Origin of the sequence: Pseudodesulfovibrio hydrargyri, from assembly GCF_001874525.1 — a bacterium.
Lineage (GTDB): Bacteria > Desulfobacterota > Desulfovibrionia > Desulfovibrionales > Desulfovibrionaceae > Pseudodesulfovibrio > Pseudodesulfovibrio hydrargyri.
Genome location: NZ_LKAQ01000004.1, coordinates 2,692,205 through 2,717,361, shown reverse-complemented (window position 1 = coordinate 2,717,361; position 25,157 = coordinate 2,692,205). Strand labels below are relative to the sequence as shown.

Annotated in this window: 26 protein-coding genes; 4 read left to right on the top strand and 22 right to left on the bottom strand. The window is 63.0% G+C overall.

Going from position 1 to position 25,157, the window contains the following annotated elements; all coding sequences use genetic code 11:
• Window positions 1-58 precede the first annotated feature (58 nt).
• From BerOc1_RS16945 to BerOc1_RS16935, 3 genes are all read right to left on the bottom strand, one after another.
• Window positions 59-2,776, bottom strand: coding sequence for a molybdopterin-dependent aldehyde oxidoreductase (locus tag BerOc1_RS16945; protein ID WP_071546939.1), 2,718 nt, complete (start codon window positions 2,774-2,776; stop codon window positions 59-61).
• A gap of 66 nt (window positions 2,777-2,842) precedes the next feature.
• Window positions 2,843-3,859 carry a molybdopterin-binding protein gene (locus tag BerOc1_RS16940; protein WP_071546938.1) on the bottom strand — a complete coding sequence of 339 codons (1,017 nt, stop codon included), beginning with the start codon at window positions 3,857-3,859 and terminating at the stop codon, window positions 2,843-2,845.
• A gap of 366 nt (window positions 3,860-4,225) precedes the next feature.
• Window positions 4,226-4,714 carry a YbaK/EbsC family protein gene (locus tag BerOc1_RS16935; RefSeq protein ID WP_071546937.1) on the bottom strand — a complete coding sequence of 163 codons (489 nt, stop codon included), beginning with the start codon at window positions 4,712-4,714 and terminating at the stop codon, window positions 4,226-4,228.
• 136 nt (window positions 4,715-4,850) lie between these two features.
• On the opposite strand from BerOc1_RS16935, the gene BerOc1_RS16930 reads away from it, so the two are divergent.
• Window positions 4,851-5,387, top strand: coding sequence for a helix-turn-helix domain-containing protein (locus BerOc1_RS16930; protein ID WP_071546936.1), 537 nt, complete (start codon window positions 4,851-4,853; stop codon window positions 5,385-5,387).
• Window positions 5,388-5,486: 99 nt separating this feature from the next.
• On the opposite strand, the gene BerOc1_RS16925 is transcribed toward BerOc1_RS16930, so the two are convergent.
• The 9 genes from BerOc1_RS16925 to BerOc1_RS16885 form a co-directional block, all read right to left on the bottom strand.
• Window positions 5,487-5,900: a PaaI family thioesterase gene (locus BerOc1_RS16925; RefSeq protein ID WP_071546935.1), complete on the bottom strand. Its 414-nt coding sequence runs from the start codon at window positions 5,898-5,900 to the stop codon at window positions 5,487-5,489.
• A 226-nt stretch (window positions 5,901-6,126) separates the two neighbouring features.
• Window positions 6,127-6,687, bottom strand: a complete 561-nt coding sequence (locus BerOc1_RS16920; RefSeq protein ID WP_071546934.1) for a single-stranded DNA-binding protein — start codon at window positions 6,685-6,687, stop codon at window positions 6,127-6,129.
• Between the two features lie 45 nt (window positions 6,688-6,732).
• On the bottom strand, window positions 6,733-7,074 hold the full coding sequence (locus BerOc1_RS16915) for a hypothetical protein (RefSeq protein ID WP_071546933.1): 342 nt from the start codon (window positions 7,072-7,074) through the stop codon (window positions 6,733-6,735).
• Window positions 7,075-7,094: 20 nt separating this feature from the next.
• Window positions 7,095-7,745: a biotin/lipoyl-containing protein gene (locus tag BerOc1_RS16910; protein WP_071546932.1), complete on the bottom strand. Its 651-nt coding sequence runs from the start codon at window positions 7,743-7,745 to the stop codon at window positions 7,095-7,097.
• A gap of 73 nt (window positions 7,746-7,818) precedes the next feature.
• A complete protein-coding gene (locus tag BerOc1_RS16905) occupies window positions 7,819-10,086 on the bottom strand; it encodes an acetyl-CoA carboxylase carboxyl transferase subunit alpha/beta (RefSeq protein WP_071546931.1) in 2,268 nt (755 codons plus the stop codon).
• Between the two features lie 2 nt (window positions 10,087-10,088).
• Entirely contained in the window at window positions 10,089-11,516 is a 1,428-nt protein-coding gene (locus BerOc1_RS16900) for a biotin carboxylase N-terminal domain-containing protein (RefSeq protein WP_071546930.1), read from the bottom strand.
• 2 nt (window positions 11,517-11,518) lie between these two features.
• Window positions 11,519-11,899 carry a PilZ domain-containing protein gene (locus BerOc1_RS16895; RefSeq protein ID WP_071546929.1) on the bottom strand — a complete coding sequence of 127 codons (381 nt, stop codon included), beginning with the start codon at window positions 11,897-11,899 and terminating at the stop codon, window positions 11,519-11,521.
• Window positions 11,900-11,935: 36 nt separating this feature from the next.
• Entirely contained in the window at window positions 11,936-12,682 is a 747-nt protein-coding gene (locus BerOc1_RS16890; RefSeq protein ID WP_071546928.1) for an OmpA/MotB family protein, read from the bottom strand.
• The gene (locus BerOc1_RS16885) at window positions 12,679-13,434 is read right to left on the bottom strand and encodes a motility protein A (protein ID WP_071546927.1); all 756 of its coding nucleotides are present in this window, start codon (window positions 13,432-13,434) and stop codon (window positions 12,679-12,681) included. The genes BerOc1_RS16890 and BerOc1_RS16885 overlap by 4 nt, the downstream gene beginning before the upstream one ends.
• A gap of 91 nt (window positions 13,435-13,525) precedes the next feature.
• Between BerOc1_RS16885 and BerOc1_RS16880 the strand changes: the two genes are divergently transcribed.
• The 3 genes from BerOc1_RS16880 to BerOc1_RS16870 all read left to right on the top strand — a co-directional run bounded on the left by BerOc1_RS16880 (window position 13,526) and on the right by BerOc1_RS16870 (window position 16,589).
• On the top strand, window positions 13,526-14,365 hold the full coding sequence (locus BerOc1_RS16880; protein WP_071546926.1) for a purine-nucleoside phosphorylase: 840 nt from the start codon (window positions 13,526-13,528) through the stop codon (window positions 14,363-14,365).
• A 57-nt stretch (window positions 14,366-14,422) separates the two neighbouring features.
• Complete coding sequence (locus BerOc1_RS16875; protein WP_071546925.1) at window positions 14,423-15,094, top strand: FlgO family outer membrane protein; 672 nt, start codon at window positions 14,423-14,425, stop codon at window positions 15,092-15,094.
• 376 nt (window positions 15,095-15,470) lie between these two features.
• Window positions 15,471-16,589, top strand: a complete 1,119-nt coding sequence (locus BerOc1_RS16870; RefSeq protein WP_071546924.1) for a glycosyltransferase family 2 protein — start codon at window positions 15,471-15,473, stop codon at window positions 16,587-16,589.
• Window positions 16,590-16,667: 78 nt separating this feature from the next.
• Here the strand turns inward: BerOc1_RS16870 and BerOc1_RS16865 are convergent, their stop codons facing one another.
• The 10 genes from BerOc1_RS16865 to BerOc1_RS16820 form a co-directional block, all read right to left on the bottom strand.
• Window positions 16,668-17,273, bottom strand: coding sequence for a 2-oxoacid:acceptor oxidoreductase family protein (locus BerOc1_RS16865; protein ID WP_071546923.1), 606 nt, complete (start codon window positions 17,271-17,273; stop codon window positions 16,668-16,670).
• Window positions 17,274-18,125: a 2-oxoacid:ferredoxin oxidoreductase subunit beta gene (locus BerOc1_RS16860; protein ID WP_071546922.1), complete on the bottom strand. Its 852-nt coding sequence runs from the start codon at window positions 18,123-18,125 to the stop codon at window positions 17,274-17,276.
• A 4-nt stretch (window positions 18,126-18,129) separates the two neighbouring features.
• Entirely contained in the window at window positions 18,130-19,275 is a 1,146-nt protein-coding gene (locus tag BerOc1_RS16855; RefSeq protein ID WP_071546921.1) for a 2-oxoacid:acceptor oxidoreductase subunit alpha, read from the bottom strand.
• Window positions 19,276-19,280: 5 nt separating this feature from the next.
• Window positions 19,281-19,565: a 4Fe-4S dicluster domain-containing protein gene (locus tag BerOc1_RS16850; RefSeq protein WP_071546920.1), complete on the bottom strand. Its 285-nt coding sequence runs from the start codon at window positions 19,563-19,565 to the stop codon at window positions 19,281-19,283.
• A gap of 234 nt (window positions 19,566-19,799) precedes the next feature.
• Entirely contained in the window at window positions 19,800-20,438 is a 639-nt protein-coding gene (locus BerOc1_RS16845) for a precorrin-8X methylmutase (protein ID WP_071546919.1), read from the bottom strand.
• Window positions 20,439-20,584: 146 nt separating this feature from the next.
• Window positions 20,585-21,301, bottom strand: a complete 717-nt coding sequence (locus BerOc1_RS16840) for an amino acid ABC transporter permease (RefSeq protein WP_071546918.1) — start codon at window positions 21,299-21,301, stop codon at window positions 20,585-20,587.
• Window positions 21,302-21,313: 12 nt separating this feature from the next.
• Window positions 21,314-22,081 carry an amino acid ABC transporter permease gene (locus BerOc1_RS16835; RefSeq protein WP_071546917.1) on the bottom strand — a complete coding sequence of 256 codons (768 nt, stop codon included), beginning with the start codon at window positions 22,079-22,081 and terminating at the stop codon, window positions 21,314-21,316.
• 83 nt (window positions 22,082-22,164) lie between these two features.
• Entirely contained in the window at window positions 22,165-22,971 is an 807-nt protein-coding gene (locus BerOc1_RS16830) for an ABC transporter substrate-binding protein (protein WP_071546916.1), read from the bottom strand.
• Between the two features lie 38 nt (window positions 22,972-23,009).
• The gene (locus BerOc1_RS16825) at window positions 23,010-23,738 is read right to left on the bottom strand and encodes an amino acid ABC transporter ATP-binding protein (protein ID WP_071546915.1); all 729 of its coding nucleotides are present in this window, start codon (window positions 23,736-23,738) and stop codon (window positions 23,010-23,012) included.
• Window positions 23,739-24,010: 272 nt separating this feature from the next.
• The gene (locus BerOc1_RS16820) at window positions 24,011-25,102 is read right to left on the bottom strand and encodes a TAXI family TRAP transporter solute-binding subunit (RefSeq protein WP_071546914.1); all 1,092 of its coding nucleotides are present in this window, start codon (window positions 25,100-25,102) and stop codon (window positions 24,011-24,013) included.
• Window positions 25,103-25,157: the final 55 nt, after the last annotated feature.

The window sequence follows — 25,157 nt, the reverse complement described above, 5'->3', positions numbered from 1 at the left end:
CATACGGAAAAAAGCGGCCCATGCCAAGGCATGGGCCGCGATTATTACGGGTTTCCAACTACCCCTTGAGGGCGGCGAGCACCTTCTCGGGATACGCCGGCAGGTGGCGGATACGCGCGCCGCAGGCGTTGTAGATGGCGTTGATGATCGCCGCGTGCGGGGCGGTCAACGGCATCTCGCCGACGCCGGAAGCGCCGAAGGGACCGTCGGGACGCGGGGTCTCGACGTAGATGATCTCCATGTCGTCCGGGATGTCCTTGATGTAGGGCATGCCCGCGCCGGCCATGTTGGAGTGCTTCTTGATATCCTCGTAGTCCTCGGTCAGGGCCAGGCCGATGCCCTGGGCGATGCCGCCGTGGATCTGGCCGTCCACCAGGAGGAAGTTGTTGACCACGCCGATGTCGGCCACGGTGACCATCTTCTCGACCGCGGTCTTGCCGGTGGCGGTGTCCACGGAAACCAGGGACAGGAACACGCCGTACATGTAGCAGCAGAACGGGTTGCCCTGACCGTTGGCGTCGCAGTCGTTGGCCGGGGCGGTCCACTTGCCGTGGTACAGCAGCTCGAGACCGTCGGCGACCATTTCCTCATGGGTGCGGAAGGAGCCGTCGGGCTTCTTCATGGCGGCCACAAGCTGGTCGCAGGCGTTCTTGGTGGCCTGGCCCACGACGACCTGGGAGCGGCTGCCGCCGGCCGGTCCGGCCGCGGGAGCGAAGCTGGTGTCGCCCATCATCAGATGGATCTGGTCCGGGGTCAGGTTCAGCGGGCGCAGGGCCTCGTGGGCCGTGCCCAGGGTGCCCATGTCAGCGCCCTGGCCGTGGTCGCCCCAGGCGGAGTACACCGTGACGGTGTTGTCATCGTTCAGGGCGATGTCGACCTCGGCGGTGTCCGGGCCGTCCAGGCCGGAGCCGTACACGCCGATGGACACGCCCACGCCGAGCTTCTTGGCGTCGGTGGAGTTGTCGGCCGCGTACTTCTTGAACTCCTCATACCGGGGACGAACCTTGTCGATCATCTCGGGCAGGGAGTAGACCTCGGGGTCCTGGCCGGTGGGCGTGGTGGAACCCTTGCGGTAGACGTTCTTGTAGCGCAGCTCCAACGGGTCCATGCCCAGCTTCTCGGCCAGCTCGTCCATGCACACCTCGGAGGGGAACTCCGCCTCGGGAGCGCCGTAGCCCCGGAAGGCAGCGCCCCAGCAGTGGTTGGTGCACACGGTGCGGCCCTCGCCGCGGATGGCCGGAATGTCGTAGCCCGAGCCGATGTACTGCGCGCCGCGCAGGGTCAGCAGGTCGCCGAACTCGGAGTACGGCCCGTGGTCCACGGTCCAGTCGGTCTCCATGCCGAGCAGCTTGCCGTCCTTGGTGGAGGCCAGGCGCACGGTGGTGAACTGCGGCGAGCGCTTGCCGGTGTACTGCTGCTGCTGTTTCCAGGTGTAGTTCAGGAAGACCGGACGGCCGGTGGCCAGGGCGGCCGCGCCGACGAGGGCTTCCATGGTCGGCGAGAACTTGTAGCCGAAGGTGCCGCCCGTGGGGTTCTGGACCAGGACCATGTTCTCGGGCTCCACGCCCAGGCCGGGGGCGATCATGAGCAGGTGCAGGTGGATGCCGATGGACTTGGAGTGGATGACCAGCTTGCCCTCGTCCCCGATGTAGGCGAACCCGACGTCCGGCTCGATGGGCATGTGCGGCTGGCGCTGCGTGTAGTAGTCGCCCTCGACGACAACGTCGGCGTTCTCGAAGATGGGCTTGGTGTCCGGTCCCTTGGCCTCTTTCTGAATGTAGTAGACGTTGGGGGTGCCGGGATGGATCTCGATGGCGTCCTCGGCCATGGCCGCCGGAGCGCTCATGTACTCGGGCAGCTGCTCGATCTCGACCTTGACCTTGGCCGCGCCCGCCTTGGCGGCCTCGGGGGAGTCCGCGCAGACGATGGCGATGGCGTCGCCGTACTGGAAGATCTTCTCATCGCACAGGATGGGACGGTCCCAGCCGTCGCCGAGGTTGGTCGGGAAGGTGATCAGACCGGTGATGCGGTTCTTGCCCTTGACGTCCTTGTGGGTGACGACCTTGAACACGCCCGGAACGGTCTCAGCCTCGGCCGTGTCGATGGACAGGATGTTGGCATGGGAGACCTCGGCCTGGACCAGTTCGCAGTACAGGCTTCCGGGGGGCAGGCGCAGCCCCATGTCGGCCCCGAAGTCCCAGGTGCCGGTGACCTTGGCCACGGCCGAGGGGCGCGGATAATGGGTGTTCCAGATACGGCCGTCCTCGGGAATCTTGAAGATCAGGTCGTCCATGGACTTGTCGCCGCGCATGACTTCGGCGGCGGCCATGACCGCGTCGACCAGCGGCTTGTAGCCGGTGCAGCGGCAGACGTTCTTGTGCTTCTGGAACCAGTCGCGGATATCCTCGCGGGTCGGGCTGGGGTTCTCGGTCAGAAGCGCATACGTGGAAACCAGAAAGCCGGGCGAACAGAAGCCGCACTGCGCGCCGCCGAAGGCGATCCAGGCCATCTGGATGGGATGCAGGTCGCCGGCGGTGCCCAGGCCCTCGAGGGTCATGATCTGGGTATTGTTCTTGACCCGTTTCATCTTCACGGTGCACGAACGGACCAGCTTGCCGTCCCGCAGAATGGTGCAGCTGCCGCACTGGCCGGTTCCGCAACCGATTTTCACACTGGTCAGTCCCAGGTTCTGGCGCAACGCGTTGGCCAGGGATTCATCCGGGTCGCAGACGACGACCCTGGAGACTCCGTTCACTTGGAGCGTCCGTTTAATCATGACAGTTTTCCTCCTAATTAGTTCTCGCTGTCTCGCAGATAGGTTGGGTTCGAAAGGAACCTTGATCTATTTACCGAAGGGGCAGATGGGATAGCGGCAGACCTCGCAGGTCGCGCAGAAACCGCCGTGCCCCAGGGATACGATGTCTTCCCGGGTGACCTTCTCCCCGGCCAGCAGGCGCGGGACAATCAGATCGAACACCGACGCCCGGTAGTACATGACGCAGCCCGGCAGCCCGAGAATGGGCACGCCGTTCAGCTCCGCGACCATGAACATGACCCCGGGAAACGTGGGGGAACCGTAGGTGATGACGTCCGCCCCGGTCAGGCGGATGGCGGTGGGCGTCTGGTCGTCCGGGTCCACGGACATGCCGCCGGTGACCACGACCATCTCCGCGCCGCCGGCGATGAAGGCCATGATCGCGTCGCGGGTCATGGCCGGATCGTCGGAGGTCAGGGTCTGGCCCATGACCTCGGAGCCGAGGGTGGAGAATTTCCTGCGGATGACCGGGCCGAACTTGTCCTTGATGCGGCCGTGGTAGACCTCGCTGCCGGTGGTCACCAGGCCGACGGACAGCCGCCGGAAGGGACGGATGCCGACCACGTAGTCGTACTCGGCACAGATGGCCTCCACCTGTCGGATCTTCTTCTCGTCGATGACCAGCGGGACCACGCGGGTGCCGGCCACGGGACGGGTCTCGGTGACCTGCTGGCCGGTGTGCAGGGTGGCCAGAACCACCTCTTCGATGGAATTGATGCGGTTGAGAGCCTCGACGTTGACGTCGAGCAGGCCGGGTTCGGCGATGAAGTTGATGCGCCCCTCGGACACGTCCGACAGGGTGATGTTCGGGCCGACGGCCGCATTGGCAATGCGGTGGGCGGCCTCGTTTTCATGGATACAGCCCTTTTCCATGTCCAGGACGTATATGTGCTCCTTGCCGATCTCGAGCAGCGTCCGGACGTCCTCTTCCATTATGATGTGTCCCTTGCGGAACACCGGCCCCTTGGACTCCCCGGGGACGATTTTGGTCATGTCGTGGCAAAGTACCATGCCCACGGCATCCTGTACTGGTACGGTCTTCATTGCTCCTCCACTAAAGACTCCGTATATGATCCGCCGCCCCTTGCCGCGGGACGGCGTCGGCTCATCATTGCTGAAATGAGCAGATGATTATGCCTAAGCAAGCATAATAAATGGGTATAGTACCCCTTACATGCCTGTCAGCCACCTCTTCCGGCACACCCTCATTATGCCGACTTGGACCTAACTTATTCCGATGAACGATTCAGGTCAACCATCTCCTGCCAATTTAGCCTTTATTTTTCATTATGTTAGGTGTGCATTTTTCGAACACAACAGGCCTGGAGACAATGCGAAAGCCGTGTCCGAAGACACGGCCCGCAGTAATAACCCTCTGTAAAAGGAGAGAATCCGATTTCGGACAATCGGTCACTTTTCCTCTCGCAGATCGATCCACTGCCCGCCCGTGAGCGCCCCGAGACGATCCGGCGTGAGCCGAAAGACCGCGTGCGGCGTTCCGGCCGCCGCCCAGATCTCCGCAAACTGTTTCAGGTCCTGATCCAACACGGTACGCAAGGGCGTGACATGGGCCACTGGCGGGATACCGCCGATTGCGAACCCAGTGCGATCCTTGACGAAATCTCCATCCGCCCTGCGCAGGTCCAGGGATGCGGCAAGGCGCACCTTGGCCGCGTCCACCCGGTTCGCGCCCGAGGCCACCACCAGAACCGGCTCGTCCGTGTTCCCGTCGCGAAAAACCAGGGACTTGGCGATCTGTCCCACGGCGCAGCCGATGCTGCCGGCCGCGTCGGCCGCCGTCCTGGTGGACGAATCCAGCTCCTTGACGTCGAACTCATCCCCCTGTTTCGATAGGAAATCCTGCACCCTCTGCGCACTTCTGCTCAGTTTTTTCGCCATCAGTCATCTCCTTGTATTCCTGGTCCGGACCGGTTCTCCTTGCCCGGCGGCCGGACTCCTGCTAAGAATTTTTCCGTGCGTTATAACGCATTTTCTCAAAATTACCACCGTACGCTATAGCGCACAAGGAGAAACCGTGTCAGCGGACGACATCAGGGAATCCATAGCCGAACGGCTGAGGGCCAGCCGGAAGGAGCGGGAAATGAGCCTGGACAAGGCGGCCCTGCTCACCGGCGTGTCCAAGGCCATGCTCGGCCAGATCGAACGCCGCGAATCCGCGCCGACCATCGCCACCCTGTGGAAGATCGCCAGCGGGCTGGACATATCCTTCTCGTCGTTCTTCGCGTCCAAGGGGGGCTCGGACTTCCGGCAGGTGCCCTTTCCCAACGACCGGGACATGGCCATCCGGGTGGTCTTTCCCTTTGACGCGGTCACGCGCATGGAGATGTTCGAGGTCACCCTGACCAACCGTCACCACCAGCGCTCCCCGGCCCACCGGTTCGGAGTGGTGGAGCACGTGGTGACCATCAGCGGCGTGCTGGACCTGATCCACGAGGGCCGGGTGCACCGCCTCGGCCCCGGTCAGTCCCACCGCTTCCACGCGGACGTGGCCCATCAATACCGGGCGGTCACGGACACCGTCGTGTTCCAGGACATCGTCTGCTACACCTGAAGGGACACGCATCGAGTGGTTCGTGCGCGAACGCCCGCAACGAAGCGCCGATCAGATTCCCATACTGGCTCGCGCCTCCCGCGCCTCTGGCAGGCCCCGTCACTTCTTGCGCCGCCGGATGTTGTAGACGCCCCGTCCCTCGGCCACATGGGTGTCCGGATCGCCCTCGGACCAGATGACCACATGGGCGTTGCCGACCTTGTTCCCGAGGAGCCGGACCGTGGCCTCGGCATAGAGATCGCGGGCAGTGGCAGGCCGCAGGTAGTCGACGCTGAGGGTAATGGTGGCGATGAAGTCGTCCCGCTCGCAGCGAGTCCAGACGGCGAAGCCCCCGCAGATATCGGCCAGGGTCGAGATGACCCCGCCGTGGATCATGGCGCTTCCGGCGTGGCCGATCAGCTCGTCCCTGAACGGAATATGCAAGCGCACCGATTCCTCGTCGATCTTGTCCACCTTCACGCCAAGGAGTTGATGGAAGGGAAAGCCCCTTTCGATGAATTGTTCTATCGGCATACCCACCCCGTTGCATGATTCATGAGGAACGGCCCGTGGCCGCCCGCCTTTCCGCAGGCTGGCCGGAACCATAGCCCAAGCCGGGACCACCGACAACAGAGGATGCGCAAAGGACGGCTATCAGGCACGGCGGACGCAAAAAAAAGAGGGTGGCCGAAACCACCCTCCAAATCTCTGCGTTCACCGGGCCCGGACCGGGTCCGCGAACCGGCTGCAAACCGGCTCATCAGAACGGTACGTCGTCCATACCGCTGGCCTCGGACGGAAAGGCGGGACCGAGGTCCTCTTCCTCCTGGGGCTGGTTCTGCGGATAGCCGTTCTGTTGCTGGCGGTTCTGCTGCGGACGGTTCTGCTGGTAGCCGCCCCCCTGCTGCTGGTAGCCGCCCTGCTGTTGATAGCCGCCCCCCTGCTGCTGGTAGCCGCCCTGCTGGGCGGGCTGCTGGCCGTCGGGGGCGCGGTCCAGTCCCTGGATGCTGTCGGCCACGATCTCCGTGGTGTAGCGGTCCTGGCCGTCCTGGCCCTGCCACTTGCGGGTCTGAAGCTTGCCTTCGACCATGACCAGACGGCCCTTGCCGATGTAGTTGCCCACGAACTCGGCCTGCTGACGCCAGGCCACCACGCGGTGCCACTCGGTGCGCTCGACCTTCTGGCCGGTCTGCCGGTCGCGGTATCCTTCGTCCGTGGCCACGGAGAAGTTCGCCACGGCCTGGCCGGAGCCGGTGTAGGAAACCTTCGGATCCTGGCCGACTCGGCCCACAATGATTACTTTATTTAAACTGCCAGCCATTTCAACTCCTTACCTGACAAGGGTTCGTCTTATAGAAATGCAATATCAAAAATCGGCGGCAATGTCTTCCAGCGCGTCCATGGTGTCTTCCAGGGCATAGGTCAACTTGTCCGCCTCGCCGGGCCGCCAGTCGCCGAGGGCCTTTTCGATGGCCTGGCGCAACTCGTCGGCCTTTTCGGCATCCGCCTTGAGGGCCTTGACCTGATTGTCGGGGATGAGCCCGGCCCGGACCGCGTCGAAAACCGCGTCAGCCAGCTCCATGACGCCCTTCCTGGGGATCGCGCCGCTGTCCTGCCAGGCCAGCTTCCACAGGGACGGCCACGCCTTGCGCACCTCGTCCTCGCTGTACGTCCACGCCGACACCCGAACCTGAAGCAATCTGCCCATGGCGCGCCTCCGATGTTTGCCTACGCCTCTTCTTCCCACTCGCTCTGGATGCGGGCCACCACGTCCTGGATGACCGTGAGCTGGTCCTCGGGGCAGACGCCGATGAGGGGTTCTCCCTCGTCCACGTTGTCGCCCCGGCCGAAGTAGACGGAGTAGATGATGCCCTCGGGCCCGGAATAGGCCAGGGGGGTCTCCCGCTTCATGCGGGACACGATCAGAAATTCCATGCCGTCCTGGACCTTGACCGAGCGCTTGCCCGAGACCTTGAGCTTCTGGTCCACCTCGGGAACGAAGTAGTACTTGGCCCGTTCCGGGGCGCGGAACAGGTACAGGGCCTCCTGCAGGATCAGTTCGATGACTTCCTTGCGGGTCAGATAATGCTTGATGGTCACCAGCGGTTCGCCCGCCTCCACGAACTGCCCCTCGTGCTGCGTGTGCACGGCCTCGATGACGCCCTTCTCCGGGGCCGGGATGGGCTTCTCGTTCTTCTCGCGGGTCAGATGGGCCAGCAGGGTGCCCGGCTTTTCCAGGAACTCGCCGCGCGGGCCGTGGACCTTCTCGCCGGGCTTGACGGCCGCAAACGAGACCACGCCGGTATGCGGGGCGCGGACCACGATCTCGCGGTACGGAGACGCCTTGACTTTATCGAGCAACTCTTTGATATTCAGCACTATTTATCCTCTATTACGCTTCGATTCGTGTTTGTTTGAAACACGGGACGCGCTCGGGGGTGTCTCATAAAAATCAGCGATAGTAAAGGTTGCGCCCGCCCATGGTCAGCAGCGACTGGTGGAGGTTTTTCTTGACCTCCCGGCGGTCCCAGATGCCGTGGATATGGCCGCGCGACAGGGCGTGGTACGCCTTGTGGTAGTTGGGCGGCACGGCTATCCCCGTGGTCTCGGAGATGACCCCGGGCCCGGCGAAGCCGATGTTCGAGGACTGCACCGCGAACTGGTACGGCGAGCAGCCCAGGAAGCTGGCCACGGGCCCGGCGTAGGAGTTGGTGTCGTAGAGCACCAGGTACAGGCCGCCCGCGTCGATGTAGCGGCGCACCGCGATGGTGCAGCGCGGCATCTGGATGACCCCGTTGACGCCCTCCTGGATGCGGATGCCCGCCGTGCCGTGCACGTAGGCGATGAACGGCTGGCGCTTGCGCGTGGCCCGTTCGGCCGCGCGGATGAACTTCTCGCCCTCGGCCGCGCCCACCGAGCCGCCCCGAAACGGCGCGCAGAACACGGCCACCACGGCGTCCACCTCCTCGATGGAGGTCTCGAAGGTAATGCACGCGGACTTGAGTCCGGTCCGCTCCTTGGCCTTGTCCAGCTTGGTGTCGAACTTCTCGTAGCCCAGGGGGTTGATGGACTCCAGCTGCCGGTTAAATTCCTTGGACTCGCTGTAGTCGAAGACGTTTTGCAGATACCAGCGGTACTCCATGGGGAAGTGGTGGCCGCAGGACGGGCAGACCCCGGCGAAGTCGCCGAACAGGTCCGGCACCCACAGGTCCGGGCAATGGTGGGTGCGCACGTTGGGGCAGGAAATGGTCCGGTCCTCCTGGCTGCGCGGGCTGGTCCAGGCCCACTCGCTGCCCACCAGGCAGGCCCCGTCTTCCGGGCAGGAAAGCCGGGTTAGCCTGTCCACCACGGCCTCGCCCACCTTGGGCGGGGTATTGCCGTTGCCGGGCAGAACCTTGTCCAGGGTCTTCTTGAGCGGCATGAGCACCTTGTGCCGGACCAGATGCGCCTCGGCCCCGAGGTCCTCGAACACGGCGTTGAGCCGCTTCTTCTGGCGGCCGAGCAGGTCGTAGCGCAGAAAGGAATGAGTCGCCCAGATAGTCCCCTTGGTGGCGGCCACGGCCCGGGTGATCACTCCGGTGCCGTCCAGACGCGCATGTCGGCTCATGGCCCGGAACTTGCGCTGACGCTGCTCCACCATGCGGTCCAGGGCGGACTGGGACAGGGTCCAGCGCATGTAGATGGACTCGGCGTCGTCGGTCTTGGTGGTGCGCACGGCCATGGCCCGGTAGAGCTTCATGGACTTGACCGAACTGACCACCTCGTTGGTGGTCTGGATCAGTTCGCGCCTGAGCTCGCGGAAAAATTCGTAGTGGGACGGCCTGGCCCCCAGCGGCGGCTCCCGGAGCACGCGGTCCACGTAACCGTTTTCCAGGTTGTCCTCGGCGGTGATGTGCAGCTGGCGGGCGCACTTCTCGATCAGTTCGGGCGTGGTCCGGTCCCCGCTGCGCAGCCCGGCCTCGATGGCCGCCGCGCCCTCGGGCGAGATGACCGAATAGTAGCCGTGGGAGAGCATGATCCGGCGGTCGGCCAGGCCGATGGCCTCGGCCCCGCCCGAGCCGCCCTCGGAAAACACGGCCACCACGGGCACGCGCAGCCCGGCCAGTTCGTACAGGTTGCGGGCGATCTGCTGGGCCGCGCCCGGCCAGTCCTCCACCGGATACGCCCCGGGCGTGAACACGAAGGTGTGCACCGGGATGTTCTCGGTTTCGGCCACCTTCATGTAGTGCAGGGCCTTGGCGTTGCCCCACGGCTTGACCGAACCGCCGTTGCGGAACGCCTCCCCGTGGCCCTTTTCCTGGCCGATGACCATGACCATCTGGTTGGTGACCTTGTCCCCCACCCGGCGGGAGAACACGGCCCGGGCGATGAGCATGCTCGGGTCGATGTTGTATTCGCCCCGCCCGCCGATCTCGGTATAGTTGTCGTAGACGTTCTCCAGGATGTCCTTAAGGCAGATACGCTGGGGATGGCGGACGATGCGCACCCGGTCCATGGGCGTCAGGGTGGTGTCGAGCTTGCGCTCGGAAAAGTCGAACAGGTCCTCGATGCGCGAAAGCTCCTCGCGCTTGACTCCGCCCGGCATGAGCCGGTGGCGCTCCAGGAGTTCGCCGAACTTGGCGGCCAGCAGCCGGATGGACTCGTCCTCGCGGTTGGCGAAGATGTCGCGGATATAGGTCAGGCGGTCCCTGAGCCCCTGAATTCTTCGTTCCCTGTCCATGCTCAGAACTCCAGGAGCCTGCCGGTCTTGGCCTTCAGGTACTCGACGTTGCTGTAGAATTCATTGGCGGCGCCGCCACACTTCCCTTCCAGGGTCAGCCCCTCCAAAAACTCCAGGCCGCGCGTCTTGGCCTCGGCCAGATCACTTCCCCAGACGATGGCCAGAGCCAGGTTCGGGTCGTATTCCATGGGGATTTCGTACGGGCCGTCCGTGGGCACGTGGGTATGGACGTGGAGCCACTCGCGCTCAGGCCAGTTCAGGCGGGTGACGGTCCCGGCGCAGGGCGTGAACCGGTTGTCCGTGTTCTCGGCCACCAGCCGGTACTCGATGCCCACGCCCTCGAAGGTGATGTCCTCCTGGGTGTAGCGCAGCGGTTCGCCCAAGGCCAGGCGGATCTGCTCGGTGATGATGTCCACCGGCCGGCCGCCCACCCGGGAGATGACCGCGGACACGCCGTTCTCCACCTGGATGCGGGTGTTGACCTCCATCAGGAAGGGCTCGCCGCGCGGGGTGATGATCCACTCCCAGGTGCCCACGTTGTCGTAATGTGTCTCGCGGGCCATGGCCAGAGAGTGCTCGGTGATCTCGGACAACACCCGGGCGGCGTCGAAGGTGTAGGAGACCACGCCCGGCGCGAAGCCCGGCGCGACCTCGATGCGCTTCTGCTTGCCCGTGGACTGGACCGAGCAGTTGCGCGTGCCGAAATGGACGTGCTGGCCGCCGCCCCGCCCGGAGACCACCTGGACCTCCAGGTGGTTGAAGTCGAAGATGCGCTGCTCGATGAGCACGCCCTCGTCCCCGAAATTCCGCTTGGCGTAGTTGCGGATGCGCCGGAACACGGAGCGGAACTCGTTGAAGTCCCCGACCTCCTCGATGCCCATGCCTCCGCCGCCCGCCGAGGCCTTGACCATGATCACCCCGTCCACGATGCCCTGGCTGGCCTGGAACTCGAACAGGGAGGAGGCGATTTCGTCGGCCTCGATCTCGCTGTACACGGGCCGGTCCGAGCCGGGCACGGTGGGCACGTTCAGTGAGCGGGCGATGCGCTTGGTGTTGATCTTGTCGCCCAGGTCGCGGATGACCCACCAACTCGGACCGATGAACTCCATGGGCCGATCCCGCCGGACCACACGCCTTGCAAAGCGGAAGTCCTCGGCAAAAAAGCCGTAGCCGGGATGCACGGCCGTGGCCTGGCTTGCGTCGGCCACGGAGAATATCTCGTTGGCGTCCAGGTAGGAGGAAATGGTGTGGACCGCGCCGTCCCCGGCCAGCTCGCGGGCCAGCCGGACGTGCCCGGACTCCCGGTCCGCGGCCGTGCACACGCAGACGAAGTCGAGCCCCAGGCGGCGGCACGCGGCCATGACCCGCATGGCGATCTCGCCTCGGTTGGCTATGAGGACCTTGTGGCGGTCGATGTTTCCGGTTTGCACTGTCAGCCTTGCTCGCGCTTTTTCTTGCGCAGGGCGATGAGTCTCTTCTGCACCTCGAGAACCAGCTTGTCGAGCTTGATCTGCCGTTGCCGGTCCAGGTCCACGAAATTCAGGCCCACGACGCCGTTGTCGTGCACGCGCATGCACATGGCCGTGGCCCCGCCGAGAAACAGCCTGTCCTTGATCAGCAGCTCCACCTCGTGGGTCTCCTTTTCAATGAACCGGCCGCTCTTGTCGAGAACCGCCAAACCGGTGGCGCTCAGGTCGGCCACGTCCAGGACGAGGTTCAATCCGGGGAACCGCGCGGTCAACCCCGGAACCTTGGTGCGGAAGGCCTTGCGCAGGCGTTCCTCGTCGTCGGGCAACTGTATGTTGAAATCCATAACTCCCCCAAAGGGTCCCTTGTGTCCGCCCGGAGGCTATTTGCCGGAGACCCGCTTTTCCAGAATGAACTCCACCCGCCGGTTCTTTGCCCGGTACTCATCAGAGGTGTTCGGGTACAGCGGGTTGAGGTAGGCCAGCCCCGTGGCCGTCAGCCGGGTTGATTCCAGGCCCATCTTGAGCAGCTCGCGCAGCACGTTGACCGCGCGCATGGCCGAAATCTCCCAGTTGTCCTTGAATCGCGAGTTGCCGCTCGGCCGGACGTTGTCGGTGTAGCCGACGATCTTGATGTTCTGGTCCTTGTGCTTGATGAAAAAATCCTTGAGGTCGTTGACCAGCTGCACGCCCTTGGGCGTGAGCCCCACCTGGCCGGACTGGAACATGACGTCGCCGGGCACCCGCAGGGTGATGATCCCGTCCTCGAAATTGGCGCTGACCAGCCCTTCCACGCCCTTCTTGGTCTGCAGGGTCTTGACCTCGGCAAAAACCTTGCGCTGGGACTCGATGATCTGGCGGCGCATCATGGCCTGGTCGATGAGCACCCCGGCCTCTTCGCGGGTGATCCGGCTGGTGGAGATCTTGTCCATCTTGCCCTGCAGGGCCTGGGTCACCGAGGTGAAGGTATCCGAGAACTTCTGCGTGTCGATGGTCGACATGGAATAGAGCAGGATGAAAAAGACCAGAAGCAGCATGGACAGGTCGGCGAAGGTGGTCAACCACTCGTTGTCATCTCCCTCGTCCTCGCCAAAGTCGAGCAAAAGGTCGTCGTCATATTCGCTGCTCATCGCTGGGTCTCCCTCTCAACCGGGGCCAGGAAGGACGAAAGCTTCTCATAGACCAACCGGGGGTTGTTGTTTTCGAGGATGGACTTGGCCCCCTCGAAAATGACTTCCAGGTGCAACTGCTCCTGCAAGGTGCGGGCCTTGAGCTTGGCCGCGATGGGGATGAAGAAGAGCGTGGACATGGCCGAGCCGTAGAAGGTCGTCAGGATGGCCACGGCCATGGCCGGACCGATGGACTTGGGATCATCCAGCTGGGAGAGCATCTGGACCAGACCGATGAGCGTGCCCATCATTCCGAAGGCCGGAGCCAGGGAGGCCAGCCGCTTGAACACGTCCTGGGCCACCTGGTGGCGGCGGCGCATGGAGTTGATCTCGATGGACAGGGTGGAACGGATGAGCGAGGGGTCCGCATTGTCCGCGATGAGCTGGCAGGATTTCTTGAGGACCATGTTCTCGGTCTGGACGTTCTCCAGCGCGATGAGCCCCTCGCGGCGGCTGATCTCGGCCACCTTGACCATGATGTTGACCACGTCGCGGGTGCGGCTCTTGCGCCCGACGAACATCTTGAACGCGGCCTTGAAGGACTGTATGATCTCCTCGAACGGGAAGGCCACCAGGATGGAGGCGAGCGTGCCGCCGATAACAATCATCATGCCGGGAACGTTGATAAAAACGTCAACAGCCCCACCGAGGATAATGGCCCCGATGATGAGCGACAATCCCACGGCGAGACCCAGTAGTGTCACGATATCCATAAAGCGCGCCTATCCTTCACGAGTCTGATCGGTCCGTTTGCTAAAGCCCTCTCCCCTGCCCGGCGCAGCGTCCAAGCCACAAGGAGTCCACATGGAATACCATAGGAAGATACGACATTCTGCCGCATACATACATGAAAAGCTAGACAAAATTCAAGCCGGTACCGTGGCATTTATAACGGGTACGGGCCTGGGCCCGCTGACCGCGGCCATCGAGAACCCGGTCGTCATCCCTTACGCCGACATCGACCAGTTCCCGGTCTCCTCGGTCAAGAGCCACGCGGGCCGCCTCATTTCCGGGACCATAGAGGGCGTCCCGGTCCTGGCCCTGGACGGCCGCTTTCACCTCTACGAGGGATTCACCCCGCAGGAGGCCACCCACAACATCCGCGTACTCGGCGAACTGGGCATCAAAACATTGGTCCTGACCAACGCGGTGGGCGCGCTCAATCCATCCTTCGAGGTGGGCTGCCCCATGCTCATAGAGGACCACATCAACCTGACCGGGCTGACCCCCCTGCGCGGCGAGAACATCGACGCCTGGGGCGACCGCTTCCCGGACATGTGCACGGTCTACGACCCGGCCCTGCGCAAGCTGGCGATCCAAAAGGCCCTGGAACTGGGCATCCGCCTGGAACGCGGCGTGTTCATGCAGATTCAGGGCCCGAACATGGAGACCCCGGCCGAGACCCGCATGTACCGGGCCATGGGCGCTGACGCCATCGGCATGTCCACCTGCATGGAGGCCATCGCCGCCCACCACATGGGCATCCGCATCCTCGGCCTGTCCTGCCTGACCAACAAGAACCTGCCCGACTGCATGCAGGAGGCCTCCCTGGACCAGGTCATCGCCCAGGCCGAGAAATCCTCCACTTCCATGGTCAAACTTCTGCGCGCCATCCTAAAGGAAATGCCCGAAACTGCCGAATAGCCTTCGGGACACTTCCAGGCATCCAATGGGCAAAACAGCGACCGGGACGGCAACGACATGAACAAAGCGGCCTTGAGCATACTGACGGCGACCCTCCTGCTCTCCCTGCAGGGATGCGGCAACCGCCTGTGGGAAGACACCAAGGAGACCACCTCCGACACGTTCAACTACGTGTTCGACACCACGCCCACGGCCCGCACCTTCCACGATGCCGCGTCCGTCCCGATCATCGAGCTCAACGACCGGGCCGCCGACGTCCTCTATTCCAACGTGGCGGGCAACGAGTTGACCGACGACTCCGCCGTGTTCGTCTCGCCCTTCACCAACCAGAACGACCCCGGGGACAAATCGGTCTTCGGCCCGACCATGGCCCAACAGATCTCCGACCGCCTGGTCCAGCAGGGTGTGCGCATCACCGAAGGCGTGCCCAACGCCACGGACTTCACCTACACGTCGGGCGTAGGCCCCGCGGACTATGAAAAGGCCTCCGGCCTGATGGGCTCGTCCCGCGACCTGCCGTCCCGGTCCGCCAAGCTGGTCGGCTCCTACGTCATCGCCGACCAGTACGTGTACATGACCGCCAGGATCATTCGCCTGGTCGACTCCACCGTGGTCTCGGCGCACAACTGGACCCTGCCCATCACCGACAGCGTCCGCGAAATGCTTCCCCAACTCTCGGCCAAGGACGAAGGCCTGGTCCCCACGGTCAAGACCTCCTTCAACGACTAGGAATGTCCCTTCCCCCGGGACAACGCGTCCCGGTTGGTACAGGTCGTCAAAAACGCCGCCCCTCGCCCGCGCCCGCACCATCGGGCGGCCCACCGGATGTGGAGAGCGGCTCCCGACGCCCCTTCCCCATTGAATTCGATACCGTTTGCCCAGGCATTCTTTGCTTGACTCCCGGGCCGTGCCATATACAAATAAGCCCGCTTCCGCCAAAAGGCGGGCTCCCCGGTCCATGCGCAACGGTCCAGGACGGAAAAACCATGAGCCGTGCGGCTTTCCGCCGCCGGGCGAAGACAAGCATCGAATGAAACGGTTCGCCGGGCCGCACGGCCCCTGACGGCGGACATCCTCCAATCGTGAAACAACAAAAGAGGAAGCGATGGACTCCGGCCTCAGCGTGATCATTCCGGCCTACAATGTGAAGGCCTGGCTTGCGGAAGCGATCGAATCCTGTCTCGACCAGACCTATTCCGATATCGAGGTCATCGTCATCAACGACGGATCGACCGATCGCACGGGCGAGGTGATGGACCGCTACGCCAAGCTCGATTCGCGGGTGCGATCCATCCACCAGGACAACGCCGGGGCCGGCATCACCCGGGCCCGGGGGCAGGAGATGGCCCGCAAAAAATACATGCACTTCCTCGACGCGGACGACGTCCTTTCCCGGCGCGCGTTCAAGACCCTGGTGGACAAGGCCGAAGCGGACAAGGTGGACATGGTCTGCGGAAACGCCGTCGTCTTTTCCGACCAGACCTTCAACACCCGCAACTACTTTCCGCATCCCGAGGCATCGAATCTCCTGTTCCGGGACGCCAAGCGCTACTGGAAGAGCAAGGTCATGTGGCGGTGGATCTTCAACACCGAATTCGTCCAGAAGAACGCCTTCCCCCATTTCCCCTACAAGATGGGACAGGACGTCCTGTATATGTACATGGCCCTGACCAAGGTCCCTTCCTTCTCCCAGGTCGCCGAACAATTTTATTACTTCCGCCAGGAGCACAAATCGACGCCCACGACCGTGGAGATATACACCGACCATGTCATGCCCCATTACGTCGAGGCCAGGAAGATACTGGTCGACGCGGGACAGCCCGGCCCCCTGGTCAAATTCATCAATGAAAACTATTTCCGCGACATCCTCCAGGTCATGCCCCGCATCGGCAGGCAGCCCTCGCCGGACAGGGACAAGATAATCCATTACGGCCTTGAATTGTTCGACGATCTTCCCGAAGAACCGTTTACGAAAGACACCTTCGGTCTCGGCATCAACCCCAAGGGCCTCCCGCTGTTCCTGGCCATGCTCCGCAAAGACGACGCCGCGATCCAGTCGGAACTCGACCGCTGGGCAGCCCCGCCCATGGCCAAGGAGGTCGACAAGCGCTCCACGTTCCATACGATCCGCCGGCGCATCAAATCCGCCCTGCGCCCGATGTCGCTCACCGTTCGCGGCCGCCTCAGGACGTTGCGAAAACGGGCCGCTTCGCGCAGGGCCTGAGCCAAGAACCTTTGAAGACGAAAAAAGTGGACGCCGTGCGGCGTCCACTTTTTTTAAGGCGTGCGACCCGGCTCGGAATCAGTCGATTTCCCCATCGTCTTCGACACGCCAGACTTGGCCCGCGTCTTCGCCCCATTCCTTTTTGGCCAGCCGGTGGCCGAGGTTGAAGGCCTTGGTGTTGACGGCCCGGATCTTGGGCGGGAGCACGGATTCCAGACTCTTGCGCATGGTCGCCTGATTGATGAAGGGCAGCAGACAGGACAGCGCGCCCAGGACCACGGTGTTCATGGCCTGGCCCACGCCGATCTTGTCCTTGGCCAAGGCAGTGAACGGCAGGCCGAGGTACTGGTTGGTGGGCGGCTGCTTGACCAGGTCGGATTCGATGATGAGGATGCCGCCCTTCTTGAGATAGGGGTAGTAGGCGTTGCAGGCCTCCTGAGACAGAGCCACGAGCAGGTCCAGGGATTCGGCCTTGGGGTAGCTGATGCGGCCGGAACTGATGACCAGGTCGCACTTGCTGGACCCGCCGCGCGCCTCGGGACCGTAGCTCTGGGTCTGGGTGACGTTGTAGCCGTGGCCGAGCGCCAGCCCCTGGCCCATGATCTTGCCCAGCGTGATGATGCCCTGCCCGCCGAGTCCGGAGAAACGGATTTCGAAACGGTCGAGTTGCTGTTGCGCCTTCATCTACTTGCCCCCCTTTGCGGCCTGGGCGAGGAAGCGCTCCTGGCGGGCGTAATACAACTCCTCGTAGCCGGGCTTGCCGCGGTCCACGAACACGCCGATGGGCATGCGGTCCACGCGCTTGTCCGCGGGCAGTTCGTTGAAGCGTTCCACGGGGATGGCCGTGGACTTGAGCCACTTGTACATGTCCACCGGGGACTTGTACTTGTTCTTGCGCCCGAACTGGGTGTGGCACGGAGTGATGGCCTCCACCAGGGAGAAGCCGGGCCGCTCCAGGGCCTCCATCATGATCTTTTCCAGCCGGTTGACGTGGAAGACCGTGCCGCGCGCCACATAGTTGGCGCCCGCGCCCTTGGCCAGCTCCACGGTGTCGAAGCTGTGGTCCAGCTGGCCGTAGGGGTTGGTCATGGTGGTCGCCCCCTCGGGCGTGGCCGGGGAGGACTGGCCGCCGGTCATGCCGTAGATGTTGTTGTTCAGGATCATGGCCGTGACCCCTATGTTGCGCCGGGCGGCGTGGATCAGATGGTTGCCGCCGATGGACAGGGCGTCGCCGTCGCCCATGAGCGCGATGACGTGCAGCTTGGGGTTGGACATCTTGATTCCCGTGGCGAAACTGAGCGCCCGCCCGTGGGTGGTGTGCACGGTGTTGAAATCCACGTACACGGCCAGCCGCCCGGAACAGCCGATGCCCGCGACCACGACCACATCGTCCTTGGGGATGCCCAAGGCGTGGATGGAACGGATCAGGGTGCCGAGCACGATGCCGTGCCCGCAACCAGCACAAAGCACGTGCGGGAACTTCTTGTTGTGCCTCAGGTATTGATGGATGATTTCGTTTCCGGTGATGTTGCTCATATGGCTACCCCTGCATGATGACCTTGAGGATTTCCGAGGGAGTGACGATCTGGCCGTCCACGCGGTTGATGGTCCTGACCGCGGCGTGGCCCATGTTGACCCGCTTCACCTCGCGGGACATCTGCCCCATGTTCATTTCCGGGACCACCAGGGTCTTGGCGCGGGCCAGAATCTTCTCCGTCTGCCTGCGGGGGTACGGGAACAGGGTCATGAGCTTGAGCAGCCCGGCCTTGACCCCGTTGCTGCGGGCCTGCCGCACGGCCAGCTCGGCGGACCGCGCCACCGATCCGTAGGCGATGACGCAGACGTCGCAGTCGTCGGTCATGATCTCCTCCACGAGCTGAATATCGTAGAAGAACTGGTCGATCTTGCGGTGGATGCGCTCCATGAGTTCGACCACCTCCTCGGGCCGCTGGGTGGGGAACCCGTTGCGGTCGTGGGTCAGGCCGGTGACGTGGAAGCGGTAGCCCGAGCCGATGGGCGGCATGGGCGGCACGCCGCGCACGGTCTCCTCGTAGGGCTTGTACCACTCGGGCGGCATGGACGGCACGGTGCGGGAAAAGACTTCGTACTCGCCCTCGTTGGGCAGCTCGATCTTCTCGCGGGTGTGGGAGGTGACCTCATCCAGGAGCAGGATGACCGGGGTGCGGTACTTCTCGGCCATGTTGAAGGCCGTGATGGTCATGTCCAGACACTCCTGCACGTTGGAGGCGGACAGGACGATGATGGGATGGTCGCCGTGGGTGCCCCATCTCGCCTGCTGCACGTCGCCCTGGGCCGGGCTGGTGGGCAGTCCGGTGGACGGCCCGCCTCGCATGACGTTGACCAGGACCATGGGGGTCTCGGCCATGACGGCGTAGCCCAGGTTCTCCTGCATGAGCGAGAAGCCGGGGCCGGAGGTGGCGGTCATGGCCTTGCGCCCGGTCAAGGACGCGCCGATGACCGCGCCCATGCTGGCGATCTCGTCCTCCATCTGCATGAACACGCCGTTCTCCATGTGGGGCAGGCGGGCGGCCATGATCTCCATGATCTCGGAGGACGGGGTGATGGGATACCCGCCGAAAAACGTACACCCGGCCAACAGCGCGCCCTCGACGACGGCCTCGTTGCCGAGCGCGAAAATCTCGGTGCGTTTCTTTGGTCTGGGCATGCCTCTCAAGCCCCCTTCCCGGCCTTCTTCTTGGGAGGCGCGGTTTCGGCGTCCTTTTCGGACAGCCCGTTTTCCATGGGTTCCTTGTCACTGACCACGATGGCGAAATCCGGGCAGTGCAGTTCACAGAACCCGCACCGGATACAGTCCTCCTCGCGCTCCACCACGGCCTTGCCTTCCAGGCTCAGGCCCAGGACCTTGCCCGGACAGAACTCGACGCAAATGCCGCAGCCTTTGCACCAGTCCGGGTAGACGGTCACCTTGTTCTTGCCTTTGTTCTTACGGGACATGGCTCCTTCCAGGGCTGCTAAAATTCCTCAGGCCGGACCTGAGCAAAGCGGGGAATGACTCCCCGGGCACCGATTCAGGATGGTACCCAGTTGATTTTCTAACAGGAATTTTCGCCGTGTCCAATGATTTCAAAAAATTGATTTTCTCCTTGCGAAAACCGATGGCGTAAAAACGAAAAATGCGCCCGGAGGATTCCCCTCCGGGCGCATTTTCGCGGCGGAAAAAAACGGAACTCAGGCGGCGAGCACGGCCAGGGCGTTAACCACCGAGGCGGCCAGCGCGCTGCCGCCCTTGCGCCCTTCAACCGAAATGTACGGGATGTCCCGGCTCATGAGCAGCGCCTTGGACTCGGCCGCGTTCACGAACCCCACGGGCATGCCGACCACAAGAAGCGGGTTTGTCGCGCCGTTGTCCACGTGCTCCACCAGCCGGATGAGCGCGGTGGGCGCGTTGCCGACCACCCAGATATGGGGGGAAAGCTCGGCCACGGCCACGTCCACGGCCGCCTTGGCCCGGGTGATTCCCTCACCCTTGGCGCGCTCAATGACGCGCGGGTCGTTCATCAGGCAGTGCACGGTGCAGCCCAGCGGATCAAGCCTGCGCACGGGCATGCCGCGTTTGGCCATCTCGGTGTCCGTGACGATCACGGCCCCGTTCTTCAGGGCGTTCAGCCCGCTTTCCACGGCCTTCATGTGAAAACGGGCAAGGGACAGCATTTCGAAATCCGCCGTGGTGTGGATCATGCGGCGGACGATCGCCCACTGCGCCCCCTGAAACGGACGCGGCTCGGGCACCTCGGAATCAATGATCCGGAAGGATTCGGCCTCGATCTCCTCGGGTTTTTGGAAACTCTGGAAGGTTATTTCGGACAAGGCGGCACCCTCCCGGTACGCATTTTCATCATTTTATCATTCGTTTTGTTCGGAAAAATGAAACGGTCCGGAACAGTTTTCACTCGTTTCCCGGACCGTTTCCGTTTGTGGCAATCTCGTTTCGCAGGCCTGCCCGCGCCTGTCTTCTAGCGGTCCCGGGCCTGGTAGCGCGAAAGCTGGGCTTCCAGGCGGCGGCTGTAGGAGGTCAAAATGTAGCAGATCAGGAAGTACAGGCAGGCGATGGTGATCCATATCTCGAAGGAGGCGACCGTCTCGCGGTTGTCCACCTGGATGCCGGTGCGGGTCAGTTCGATGACGCCGAGGATGGCGGCCAGGGAGGTGTCCTTGGTCAGGGAGACGAACTGGTTGACGAAGGACGGGATCATGTTGCGCAACGCCTGGGGCAGGATGACCAGTTTCATGGCCTGGACGTGGGACAACCCGGTGGACCGGGCGGCCTCCATCTGTCCCTTGGGCAACGCCTTGACGCCCGCGCGGACGATCTCGCCCACGTAGGCCCCGGTGAAGATCATGAAACAGCCCATGGTCGTGGTGAAGGCGGGCAGGTTCTGCCCGATGATGACCGGGGCCAGGTAGTAGAACCAGAAGATGAGCAGGAGCAGCGGCATGCCGCGGATGACTTCGATGTAGCAGACCGCGGGGATCTTGACCCACCAGCGCTTGGACATGCGCATGAGGCCCGCGGCCATGCCGAGCCAGAAGGCGCCGAAGATGCCGAAAAAGGCCAGGATGACGCTGGCCACCAGCCCTTCCGGATTATGGATGAAGGGAAAATGCCAGTCAAAGGACGTTGTCCCGTAGAGGAAATAATCCAGGTTGCCGAACGCGATATCCCAATGCATGACAAGCCCTCCCTAGTACATGACCTGGATCATGAAGTGCTTGTTGTACATGGTGATGCAGAACGAGACGACCAGGGAGATCGCCAGGTAGATCAACAGGGCAACGGTGAAGGCCTCGAACGGCATGGCGTGGTAGGACTCGATCTGGGTGGCCTGGTACATCAGGTCGGTGACGCCCAGGACCATGACCAGGGACGAGTTCTTGATCAGGTTCAGGGCCTGGGAAATGAGCGGCGGAATCACAATGCGCAGGGCCTGGGGCAGGATCACGTAGCGGTAGCCCTGCAGGAAGGAGAGGCCCACGGCGCGGGACGCCTCGAGCTGGTTCTTGGGGATGGAAAAGATGCCCGCCCGAATCTCCTCGGCGATGAAGGCCGAGGTGTATACGGTCAGGGCGATGATGCCCATGATCAGTTCCACGTTGAGAAGCATCCACTCGCCCACGAAATGGTGCCCGAACAGGGAGAACTCCCCGGGGAACCAGGAGTACAGATCGTTCATCCACGAGTTGATGGCGTCGGGGATGATCACGTGCGCCCCGTTGTACCAGAAGAATATCTGAATAAGCAGCGGCGTGTTGCGGAAAAATTCGGTGAAGGCGAGGCTGAACCACTGGAAAGGCTTGAACGGCGTCATGCGCATGACGCAGATGATGATGCCGAGAATCATGGCGCAAACAAGGGAGATCGTCGAGATCTGCATGGTCGTGCAGAACCCTTCCCACATCCACTGGGCGGGTTCGCCCGAGAACATCCTGGCCCAATGAAAAGTATAATCCAAAATGAAATCCGTCGGTTGAAGTGAAGTTGCGGTAAAAACCGGGAGCGCCTGAGGCGCCCCCGGTGTATGGGGCTAAATCAGCCTTACATGGGCCAGAGTTCCATCTCCCAGCCGGCGGGCAGGTCGTAACCCATCCACTTCTTGAAGAGCTTCTGGTAGGTGCCGTCGAGCCACATCTCGTTCAGGCTCTTGTTGACGAAGTCGCGGAACGCGGAATCGTTCTGCGGGACACCGAGGCCATAGGGCTCGGAGGAGAAGAAGGCGCCGACGATCTCCCACTTCTCGGGATTGTCGTCACCGGCCTTCAGACCGGCCAGGATGCCGGAGTCGGTGGTCACGGCCTTGACCTTGCCCTGCTTCAGGGCCATGAAGGCCTGCGGATACTCGTCATAGGAGATGACCTGGGCCTTGGGCTGGGCGGCCTTGATGTTCTTCTCGGAAGTGGACCCCTTGACGGTGCCGACCTTCTTGTTGGCCAGATCGTCGGTGGAGTTGATGCCGGAGCCCTTTTCGACCAGCAGCTTCTGGCCGTCCATGAAATAGGTGATGGAGAAGTCGATCTGCTCGTCACGGGAGAACTTGTGGGTCATGGTGGCGGCCAGCAGGTCAACCGAGCCCTGGGCCAGCATGGGGATGCGGTTCTTGGAGGTGACGACCTTGAATTCGGTCTTCACGCCGAGCTTGTCCGCGATGTACTTGCAGATATCCACGTCGAAGCCGACCAGTTCCTTGGAGTCGGGATCGACGAAGCCGAACAGGTTGACGGAGTCCTTGACGCCGCAAACCAACACGCCTTTGGCCTTGATGTCCTCGATCTTGCCGGCGAAGGCGGCGTTGGCCGCGAACGCGAAGGACAGCACCAGAGCCAGAATCAGTACCAAACGTTTCATGAATCCTCCTCTCTCTTGAGATTCCAATGTTATTCCAATTAAAGAATTTCCTTCAGGAAGTTCTTTGCGCGCTCGTGTTGGGGATTGCGGAAGAACTCGTCCGGGGCAGCCTGCTCGACGACCACGCCGCCGTCCATGAACAGGACCCGGTCGGCCACCTCGCGGGCAAAGCCCATCTCGTGGGTCACGCAGAGCATGGTCATGCCCTCCCGCGCCAAGTCCTTCATGACGTTGAGGACCTCGTTGATCATCTCCGGGTCCAGGGCCGAGGTAGGCTCGTCGAAGAGCATGACCTTGGGCTTCATGGCCAGGGAGCGGGCGATGGCAACGCGCTGCTGCTGGCCGCCGGAGAGTTCGGCCGGGTACTTGTGGGCCTGGTCGTGGATGCCCACCCGCTCCAGCAGCGACAAGGCGATCTCCTCGGCCTGGTCCTTGGGCATGTTCTTGACCTTGGTGGGGGCCAGGGTGACGTTGCGCAGCACCGACAGGTGGGGATAGAGATTGAACTGCTGGAATACGATGCCGATCTCGGCCCGCAGATCGTTGATGTTGACATCCTTGTCCAGGATGTTCTTGCCGTCGAACAGGATCTGCCCCTTCTGGTATTCCTCGAGCCGGTTGATACAGCGGATGAAGGTGGACTTGCCGGACCCGGACGGGCCGCAGATGACCAGCACTTCGCCCTTGTTCACGGATTCGGTGATCCCCTGCAGAACGTGAAAATCGCCATACCATTTGTGCAGTTTCTGCACCTCAATCATTGCCATTTGCAGCTGTCTCCGAACCTGAATGTAAAGATAAAGATAAAAAAGCCCCTCCAATCCGCCACATGCCCGGACAGACCGGCAGGGCCCCAGTCACAGACAAAAAATATTGTCCGAAATCGAAATAAAGTCAAGGCGTCCGGGGAAAATACAACATTGTCAACTCCCGCCCGGCCACGGTTTCCAGACGTTTTTAGGGGCTTGATCCGCCCCTGTTCAGGAGGGTTCCGATCACTCCGGATTTCAGCCGGATAGCCTGGAACCGTTTCCTTGCGTTATTGCAGTCCGGCCTCGCGGTAGTAGCGAGCCGCACCCGGGTGGATGGGGGCGGACAATCCCTGGAGCATTCCCTTTTTCGTCAACCCGGCGAATGCGGGCTGCTGCGCCGTGAAGACCTCGAAGTTCTCGAAGACCTCCCGGGTCACGGCATAGACGATCGGGTCCGGGACATCGCTCGACGTGACCAGCGTGGCCTTGACCCCGAAGCTCTCCACGCCCTCGTCCTCGTTGGCCGCGCCGGGGTAGTACCGCATGTCGATGCGCGACGGCACGTAGTAGGGATGCAGGACGAACAGGGTGTCCACCCCGACGATGGGCACGAAGCGCACCTTCCGCTTACCCCGGGTGGCCTTGAGGATGGCCGCCGAGGGATGCCCCACGGTGTAGAAGACGGCGTCCAGGGTGCCCGCCTCGAGCATGTCGATGGCCTCCACGGCCTTGACCTCCACGGCCTTGATGTCGGAGAGCGCAAGCCCGGCCGCGTTCAGGGCGTCCAGGGAATTCTGGTGTTGGCCCGAGCCGGGATTGCCGATATTGACCCGCCGGCCCTTGAGGTCGCGGATGTCCCGGATGCCGGTGTCCTCTCCGGCCACCAGGGTCACGGTCTCGGGATGCAGGGAGAACACGGCGCGCAGCTTCTCCTGCGGTCCGCGCTCCTTCCACTCGGCTATGCCGTGCACGGCCTGGAACTGGCGGTCCGCCTGGGCGATGCCGAACTGGAGGTCCCCGGCGATGACCGCGTTGATGTTGAACACGGACCCGCCCGTGGCCTCCACCGTGGCCCGGATGTTGTACTTGTCGCGCTTGAGGTTGACCATGTTGGCGATGGCTCCGCCCGTGGGATAGTAGACCCCGGTGATGCCGCCGGTGCCGATGGTCACGAAGGTGGGCTCGCCGGGCTTGTAGGCGAAAGACGTCGTCCTGGCCGCGGCGTCGTCGGGCTCGGCCTGCCGCACCGCGGCCCCCTGCCCCTGCTCCGCGCCGGATTGCGTCCGCTCCTCGCGCGGCGAATCGCCGCAGGCGGACAGCAACAGGGCCGAACAGAGCAACACCGCCGCCGCGAAAATTCCCCTGGCACTCCCCGTCATGATCCCTCTCCTCGGATGAAAGGTGTCTCCGCGTGCCCGATCAAGCGGTCACGAA

What these genes read in the sequence shown, in the direction of transcription:
- BerOc1_RS16945 (WP_071546939.1), bottom strand. Translation starts at nt 2,776, where the DNA reads ATGATTAAACGGACGCTCCAAGTGAACGGAGTCTCCAGGGTCGTCGTC.
- BerOc1_RS16940 (WP_071546938.1), bottom strand. Translation starts at nt 3,859, where the DNA reads ATGAAGACCGTACCAGTACAGGATGCCGTGGGCATGGTACTTTGCCAC.
- BerOc1_RS16935 (WP_071546937.1), bottom strand. Translation starts at nt 4,714, where the DNA reads ATGGCGAAAAAACTGAGCAGAAGTGCGCAGAGGGTGCAGGATTTCCTA.
- BerOc1_RS16925 (WP_071546935.1), bottom strand. Translation starts at nt 5,900, where the DNA reads ATGCCGATAGAACAATTCATCGAAAGGGGCTTTCCCTTCCATCAACTC.
- BerOc1_RS16920 (WP_071546934.1), bottom strand. Translation starts at nt 6,687, where the DNA reads ATGGCTGGCAGTTTAAATAAAGTAATCATTGTGGGCCGAGTCGGCCAG.
- BerOc1_RS16915 (WP_071546933.1), bottom strand. Translation starts at nt 7,074, where the DNA reads ATGGGCAGATTGCTTCAGGTTCGGGTGTCGGCGTGGACGTACAGCGAG.
- BerOc1_RS16905 (WP_071546931.1), bottom strand. Translation starts at nt 10,086, where the DNA reads ATGGACAGGGAACGAAGAATTCAGGGGCTCAGGGACCGCCTGACCTAT.
- BerOc1_RS16895 (WP_071546929.1), bottom strand. Translation starts at nt 11,899, where the DNA reads ATGGATTTCAACATACAGTTGCCCGACGACGAGGAACGCCTGCGCAAG.
- BerOc1_RS16890 (WP_071546928.1), bottom strand. Translation starts at nt 12,682, where the DNA reads ATGAGCAGCGAATATGACGACGACCTTTTGCTCGACTTTGGCGAGGAC.
- BerOc1_RS16885 (WP_071546927.1), bottom strand. Translation starts at nt 13,434, where the DNA reads ATGGATATCGTGACACTACTGGGTCTCGCCGTGGGATTGTCGCTCATC.
- BerOc1_RS16880 (WP_071546926.1), top strand. Translation starts at nt 13,526, where the DNA reads ATGGAATACCATAGGAAGATACGACATTCTGCCGCATACATACATGAA.
- BerOc1_RS16875 (WP_071546925.1), top strand. Translation starts at nt 14,423, where the DNA reads ATGAACAAAGCGGCCTTGAGCATACTGACGGCGACCCTCCTGCTCTCC.
- BerOc1_RS16870 (WP_071546924.1), top strand. Translation starts at nt 15,471, where the DNA reads ATGGACTCCGGCCTCAGCGTGATCATTCCGGCCTACAATGTGAAGGCC.
- BerOc1_RS16865 (WP_071546923.1), bottom strand. Translation starts at nt 17,273, where the DNA reads ATGAAGGCGCAACAGCAACTCGACCGTTTCGAAATCCGTTTCTCCGGA.
- BerOc1_RS16860 (WP_071546922.1), bottom strand. Translation starts at nt 18,125, where the DNA reads ATGAGCAACATCACCGGAAACGAAATCATCCATCAATACCTGAGGCAC.
- BerOc1_RS16855 (WP_071546921.1), bottom strand. Translation starts at nt 19,275, where the DNA reads ATGCCCAGACCAAAGAAACGCACCGAGATTTTCGCGCTCGGCAACGAG.
- BerOc1_RS16850 (WP_071546920.1), bottom strand. Translation starts at nt 19,565, where the DNA reads ATGTCCCGTAAGAACAAAGGCAAGAACAAGGTGACCGTCTACCCGGAC.
- BerOc1_RS16840 (WP_071546918.1), bottom strand. Translation starts at nt 21,301, where the DNA reads ATGCATTGGGATATCGCGTTCGGCAACCTGGATTATTTCCTCTACGGG.
- BerOc1_RS16830 (WP_071546916.1), bottom strand. Translation starts at nt 22,971, where the DNA reads ATGAAACGTTTGGTACTGATTCTGGCTCTGGTGCTGTCCTTCGCGTTC.
- BerOc1_RS16825 (WP_071546915.1), bottom strand. Translation starts at nt 23,738, where the DNA reads ATGGCAATGATTGAGGTGCAGAAACTGCACAAATGGTATGGCGATTTT.
- BerOc1_RS16820 (WP_071546914.1), bottom strand. Translation starts at nt 25,102, where the DNA reads ATGACGGGGAGTGCCAGGGGAATTTTCGCGGCGGCGGTGTTGCTCTGT.